The organism is Methylomonas sp. (genome assembly GCF_023228165.1).
Taxonomy (GTDB): Bacteria; Pseudomonadota; Gammaproteobacteria; order Methylococcales; family Methylomonadaceae; genus Methylomonas.
Window position 1 is genome coordinate 165,725 of record NZ_JALOBS010000008.1, and the last position, 6,323, is coordinate 172,047.

The 6,323-nt window shown below is 48.0% G+C and carries 6 protein-coding genes; 1 reads left to right on the forward strand and 5 read right to left on the reverse strand.

Going from position 1 to position 6,323, the window contains the following annotated elements:
• Window positions 1-191: 191 nt before the first annotated feature.
• The 3 genes from M0R33_RS08050 to M0R33_RS08060 all read right to left on the reverse strand — a co-directional run bounded on the left by M0R33_RS08050 (window position 192) and on the right by M0R33_RS08060 (window position 4,457).
• Window positions 192-1,049 (reverse strand): hypothetical protein, encoded by an 858-nt coding sequence (locus tag M0R33_RS08050; RefSeq protein ID WP_292567628.1) that lies wholly within the window; start codon window positions 1,047-1,049, stop codon window positions 192-194.
• Between the two features lie 128 nt (window positions 1,050-1,177).
• Complete coding sequence (locus tag M0R33_RS08055) at window positions 1,178-1,366, reverse strand: hypothetical protein (protein ID WP_292567631.1); 189 nt, start codon at window positions 1,364-1,366, stop codon at window positions 1,178-1,180.
• Between the two features lie 19 nt (window positions 1,367-1,385).
• Window positions 1,386-4,457, reverse strand: a complete 3,072-nt coding sequence (locus M0R33_RS08060) for a Tn3 family transposase (RefSeq protein ID WP_292567633.1) — start codon at window positions 4,455-4,457, stop codon at window positions 1,386-1,388.
• 220 nt (window positions 4,458-4,677) lie between these two features.
• On the opposite strand from M0R33_RS08060, the gene M0R33_RS08065 reads away from it, so the two are divergent.
• The gene (locus M0R33_RS08065) at window positions 4,678-5,247 is read left to right on the forward strand and encodes a recombinase family protein (protein ID WP_292567636.1); all 570 of its coding nucleotides are present in this window, start codon (window positions 4,678-4,680) and stop codon (window positions 5,245-5,247) included.
• 72 nt (window positions 5,248-5,319) lie between these two features.
• Here M0R33_RS08065 and M0R33_RS08070 read toward each other — a convergent pair whose 3' ends face one another.
• Together M0R33_RS08070 and xrtM are read right to left on the reverse strand one after the other, a co-directional pair.
• A complete protein-coding gene (locus tag M0R33_RS08070; protein WP_292567639.1) occupies window positions 5,320-5,931 on the reverse strand; it encodes a hypothetical protein in 612 nt (203 codons plus the stop codon).
• Window positions 5,918-6,323 (reverse strand): exosortase family protein XrtM (xrtM, locus tag M0R33_RS08075; RefSeq protein ID WP_292567642.1); only part of this gene is annotated, 406 nt, incomplete at its 5' end. The genes xrtM and M0R33_RS08070, both read right to left, overlap by 14 nt.

The window sequence follows — 6,323 nt, forward strand, 5'->3', positions numbered from 1 at the left end:
GTTCTACCTGGTGTGCTCAATGCAGCGACCGCACGACTATCGTCGATTATACTGTGGAAATGTTAGGCAATAGCTTGGTTCTAATTGGAAAATGCCAAGCATGTAATGGAGAAGTCAGGCGAGTTGTTGATTGACGCTTTAACGATCCTGACGCGTCATTCGGCGCTTTACAACAAACGGCGGCTACCCTTCTAGCCCTTACCGGCCGCAATTCGATCCGCGATAAATTTTTTCATCGTCCTAATTTGCTGATCCGTGAAGGTCTTTTTCCCAAGAAAGCCAGGAAAGTTCCGGCGATAAGCCTGGAGCCGCAACGTGCTATTGGGAAACGCAACTTTCTCGCCAGGGTAGATCCAATTTGGATTGTTAGCGCGGCGACCTATGACACCACCTTTCTTGGGATCACGAATGAAGCCCGGTTCCTTGTTTGGTGGAAAGTCCCAAACTTCGTTATAGGTAAGGCTAGTCGCACCAAGACGACAGGGATCCAACGTCCCACGAATGAAACGCTGAACCAACCCCGACAACGTATCGCCACGCACCACGACATACTCGAAAAACGGGGTCACGCGAGTACTGCCTCCCGGTAGCGAAAGAGCATCCCACATATAGTTATTCAGATCGGTTGTGTGCCCTCCATCGTCATAACCGCCTGTATCCAAGCCCAGCATGTGAGCGGTTTCATGCGCTGTAGTATTGGCAATTAGTGAACCAAGACTCGCTTCTGTTTCGGGAAATGCGGCTTCGCATAACTGATTACCCATCTGCAGTCGCATGGCCTTCATACCACCGACATACACGGTCGCATCGCCGCTCAGGATGACGTCATTCATCGAGGGACGAGAGCTTTCTCCGTAAACAGGGTGAGGCGGAACCTCTCGCGTGAACTTCACGAGTAAATCATGACCCGATTTTTTTCCGGAAAAATCGAGATCGACATCGAAGTCTTTGAAAGCGCCAACGATTGTCCTCTTCACGTTATCTTGAAGTTTTTTGGGAACGCACGCCTCGAAACAATTGAATTCAATTAGATACTTTTGACCCGCCATATCAACCTCCGCGCACGCGTGATTAGCACGCAGGAAAAACCGTTAGGTATCATATTCCCCTAACGTAAAAGTTGCAGGTGTTTTTACGCTAACCAACAAATTTAAAAGACGACTTATTATTAAAGTGCTTAGAAAATCCTGCTGCTGTTTGCCTTAGCGTCATCCGCCTTTGCCATAAGTGATGTAAAGCTTTGGCCGGAAGACAATCTCTGGAATTTCTGCACGCCGTTTTGCAGGCAAACAGATTGGGCATTATTTTCCCAGCTGCGCGTAAAGCTATTCGGGGTTCTAAGCCCAAAACCGCGTAATTTTTCCATTTCTAGTTAAATCAATAACTTAATCAAATTTTATATCGGCCAGCATCGCTTCGAAGTTAATTGGGTTGTGGTTGTTCTTAAAGTCATAATGACCCAAAAAATGGATATGTTGCCAAGCCACAGGAGAAATTTTCTGGAGTTGAGCAATCACTTTCTCGTTTCCGGCAGCTTTATACTTATCGACCAGCAGCGATAATATGATCGAGTTATAGGCAATAACGACATTGGCGATTAGCCTGCCGCACTGATTGGTGATGGCGGCTTCCAGATCCGTTCTGCCGATCAATTGCTTTTTGCCGCTGACTTGGGAGGTATATGAACGTAATTGGTGGTAGGCTTCAATACGGTTTTGCGAACGATGTACATCACGCTCTATCTGAGGATCACGCAAATACTTTAAGGTGTAAATGCTGCGCACCAATTTGTCGAACTCAAAAATGGCCTTCCGTGTGCGATTTTGTGCGGGTAATGCGCACAGTTTTCTAATCAATGTACTCTGGGTCATTTCCTTAAGGCCCAGTGTAGCGATGATTTGATCGATATGGGCTTGATCGGATTCAATCACAGAACGGTTAATCTGTCCGGCGGGCTTAATCAAAAATTTGTGGTAGTTTGCAATATCACCGGCACAATAGAGGTGTTTCAGCTGATTTTGAAGACTAACGAATCGGGGCATCTGCTTCATGCCGAACCAATGCAAAATAGCGAAATTGGCTTTATTAATGCTGTGCATGTCGCCGGTAATGGCTGTCGGCATGATATTCGAGGTATTGTTGTAGCAAATATCGAATAAAAAATTGCTTTCATGTTCATGCGAACCGATTAATTCAGTTTGCAACGCGATATGATTGGCGAGCAGGGTATAAGCGGCAACGCCTTTCCCCCGCCTAAAGTGTTTTTTAGAATGTCGCGCTTTGAGGGTGGGCGTTCCCATTTCAAGATGTTGCCCATCGACACTGCCATAGAGTTGTTCCAGCCCGAATGAATAATAGGGAAAGATACTTAACTCCGCAATGAAATTGCTGATCCGATCATTACTGGCTTTCAATGTGGAGAGTCGTAAATATTGCTGATAGGTGGCATCCAGGACGTGATACGGTATATCGCTGATCTCGGCCATGCTCAGGTTGCCGTGGTTCAGCGCCTGAGCAATAATGACTGCCATTAAACTGTCCCCATCGGCCACTTTTTTGGCATAGCGCGGTTGTAACGGCGTTAGCGCCGAGAGAAACTGGCACTGGTCATTAACAAATCGGAAAATATCGGCGATACCATGCGCTTGAAGTTTGGCATAGAATCCCACCTTTAAAGCCTCATCTTTGTTGACCTTAGGCTTTTTCCGCCAAGTCAAATGCTTGCGAGCCGCGTCATATTCCAGATGCTTTAGTTTACCTTGCCGTAACTCGCGGTCGAAAGGTTTCCACTGCTGACCAAGTTCGGCGTACAACGCGTCAATTGATTCAACCAACGGTTGACGCAACCAGGGGATGTCCAGCTTCTTCAGAACATCGGCTTGCTGTTCCATCGAAACCAGATCGTCACTAAAGCGGCGATTCACAACGCTATCATTCAGATACAGTTCGTTTATGTCGAAGCGTTTTCTGATTTGCCGATAAATCCAGAATTCGTATCGGTCGCCACGAATACCGGTGGCGTTCCCTTCTTCATCCAATATCAGCAAATGGGGACGCAGGCGATTTGGTATCGTGTCGGCTGGAATTTCGCTAACTGGCCGTTGCGCTAAGGTTTGTTGGCGGGAAAAAACGGTCTTCATCCAGTTCAACGCCATCAGCCACGGGTTCTGGGGGTCGGTACTGGAAAAATCGGTGGCCATGGCCAACGGACGCAAATTTTTCTTGCAACGCGCAGCAACTTTATCGACGGCCTCCCAGCGAAAAGCCATTTGACTGGGTGATTTTTCGCATAAGCGTTGCCCCGCAGTGATGAGGGAGTCCTTCGGCATGATGTTGAAGGCCTGATCGCGTACTGTCCCGAATAAGGTAGCGTCGTCAATTGCCTCATCAACGTACAATAAAATCAAACGACCTACTTGTGGCGACTCCTGTTGTTTACTGGATAAGGATTGATTAAACAGCTGCTTTGACTCGCTCTTGGTTTCTTCTTCCAGTTTTTTAAGCTGGTAACAAAAACTGCTGACCAGGTTATCACTCAGTTGCCGGTAACGTTGCCAAGCGTAGCACAACAGGTACAAATAGGTTTGCCCAGGCTTCAATCGCCTTAAGTCATAGATGCTGTAAAAATTGGCGAGACTGGCGTAGTAATTTTTATTTTGCTGCGAAATTTCGAGTTTTGGCAGGAGTGTCTTCGCTATCTGGTGCAAAGGCTCCAGCGTTGCCCGCTTCTGGCGTTCTACCACCATCATTTGGTAGCTGAAGTTCTTGGTATCTTGCTTGATGGCTGCCAATCCAGATAAGGTGTCTTCGCGAACGAGTAGTTTTTTAAGCTCGGTCCGTGCGGATTCATCTACGATTTCGTCGATCAATTGCTCCAAACGGTTGCGCTCGGAAGTCAAGGCATCACCAATGATCGTTTGTAGGGTTGTATACCCTGGGCGCACAATTTTCTGATTGTTTAAAAAGACAATCAATTCGGTCAGGATAAATGTCGGTGTAGCATCTTGCCTCGCCAGTTCAGTGGCTTTATCCAATAGCGATGTCACATCGCTTTCTAACCAGAGCCGATAACCCAATAAATCCACAATCTCGTTGCGTTGCAGATAATATTCTTTAGAGGGTAATGGGCGTTCCGCCAATGCCATCCCTTGAAAATACCGTTCCATGACAAAAGTAATGTCTTCCCGAGGTACGTCTTGTAACGTAAACTGAAAAAAACTGTGCTTCGCTTTGAAATATCCGATCTGTAAAAGGCAATAGACCTGTGCACGTAGGCCGTTACGCCCAAATACAATGGCATGTTCTTTCTCAGTCATTTCGAAGAATTCAGTGCGCTGAAAATCATCGAAGTCTGGTAATTCATATAAAGCGGCTTTCTCGGTTTCTGATAAAACAGTTATGCGTTTACTTTTATCAGAGCGCCTTGGCGGGATGTGGGCATCTTCAAAGTTTTCCATACTATGATTTTTAAAATAATGCAAGACAAGTTATTTCAGAAGATGAGCGCACAAGATAGTTAAAGTTTGCCGTGCTACTAAAAATCTTCCCTGTTTGGTCTATCAATAGACCTTGGCCTAGCGATAGAGTCGGCAGCTGCTATAAAAGCCTACCAATAGATACGATTTAGACTTATGATAGACACACTATCACAATATCTTAAATCCTAGTGAGCGAAAAATGATCATCGGCTATGCCAGAACCTCAACGCTCGATCAAATAGCTGGTCTTGAAGCACAATTGCGGGAACTCGAAGCCGCCCAGTGCAAAAAAATCTTTCAGGAGCAAGTGTCCTCCGTTGCCGTCCGCGCACAACTTGAAGCCGCATTGGAATTCGCCCGAGAGGGTGATGTGCTGGTGGCCACCAAACTCGACCAGCTGGCCCGATCCGTTGCCGACCTCATGGCGATTATCAAAACGTTGGAACAAAAAGCGGTCGGCTTAAGGATTTTGAATCTGGGCATGGACACCCAGACCCCGACCGGAAAACTGATGCTGACCGTCTTGGGTGGTGTTGCACAATTCGAGCGGGAAATGATGCTGGAGCGGCAACGGGAAGGCGTTGCTAAAGCCAAAGCGGCCGGTAAATATAAAGGCCGAACACCGCTGTCAGCTGAAGTACGTCAAGAAGTCGTCAAGCTTGCCGCAAGCGGCATGGTGAAAACCAACATTGCCCAACAGTTGAACATCGGGGCGGCCAGCGTTTATCGAATCCTGGCCGCTCTCAAAAAAGCATCGCCTGACGGATAATTGATGGAGCGGTGTAACACCGCTGCCACTTCCTGCACAAATCACCCCGCAACTTGTAGCCATTCATGATGCTCAGTTCCGCAGCAACCCCCGCTGTAATTGAATACACAACCAAGCTGCCGCGATCGCTAGCAACCAACGGCCGCCCAGTTCACAAAACACCATCCAGTCCACGAACCAAGGTACCGCTCGGGGATTACTGCCCGATTCGGCAATGTCTTGAAACGATATTTCCAATTTGCCTAATAGCTGTGCCGGCAATGTCGCCATGATCACCAACGCCGCCGAGAGCAAACCCAAACCGAGTAACCATAACCGTTGCCGCCAGTGCTGTACCGGCCAAACCAGCAACATCGATCCTTCAATGACCAATGGCACGAAGCTATGCAGCAAATGGGCGGACGATTTCAATTCGGTTGGAGGTGGAATGAAATGGTCGGCATTCAGATAAATCGGCCTCAAGGCTAAAACCGATAATTCAATCGATGCATCCAATTGGGATTGCACCGATTTGACCACGTGCAAACTGGGCGATAAATCCGGCGCCATTGAAATCATGACGGCCTTCAGCAACGGGAACAGGCCTGTTATCAGCCTTTCTCCAAAATACAAAACCAAGCCGGACAACACCAGCCAAGCCAGCAGGCCTTTCAGGGTCAGGAAAAGCAATTCACGCCGGTTCATGGATTGGATGCGCCGAACCGAACGCCCACCAGGCAAAATAACAGCATCCCAGCACCACCATCAATGTCGGCGCCACATAAGTGTGAATCAATTGGAACCAGCCCGGTTGGTAAGCAATGACGAAATACAGCACGCAGATACGCAGCAGATTGAGAAAGTAGATCAAGCCGATGCCCAGCAGCAGACCCAGCACCTTCCGGTTCAATCCGGATGGAAAAACCAGCACGGCGGATACCACCAAAAACAACACACCGGCACCGTCGCAGCCGCGCACGATTTCCAGATCGGCCTTGGCGGAAAGCAGATGATTCTGCTTGGCCAATACCTGTTCCAACGGTACCAGCCAGTTGACCAGATCGGCGCAAACCGCCACCACGCCGTGATAGTAAATA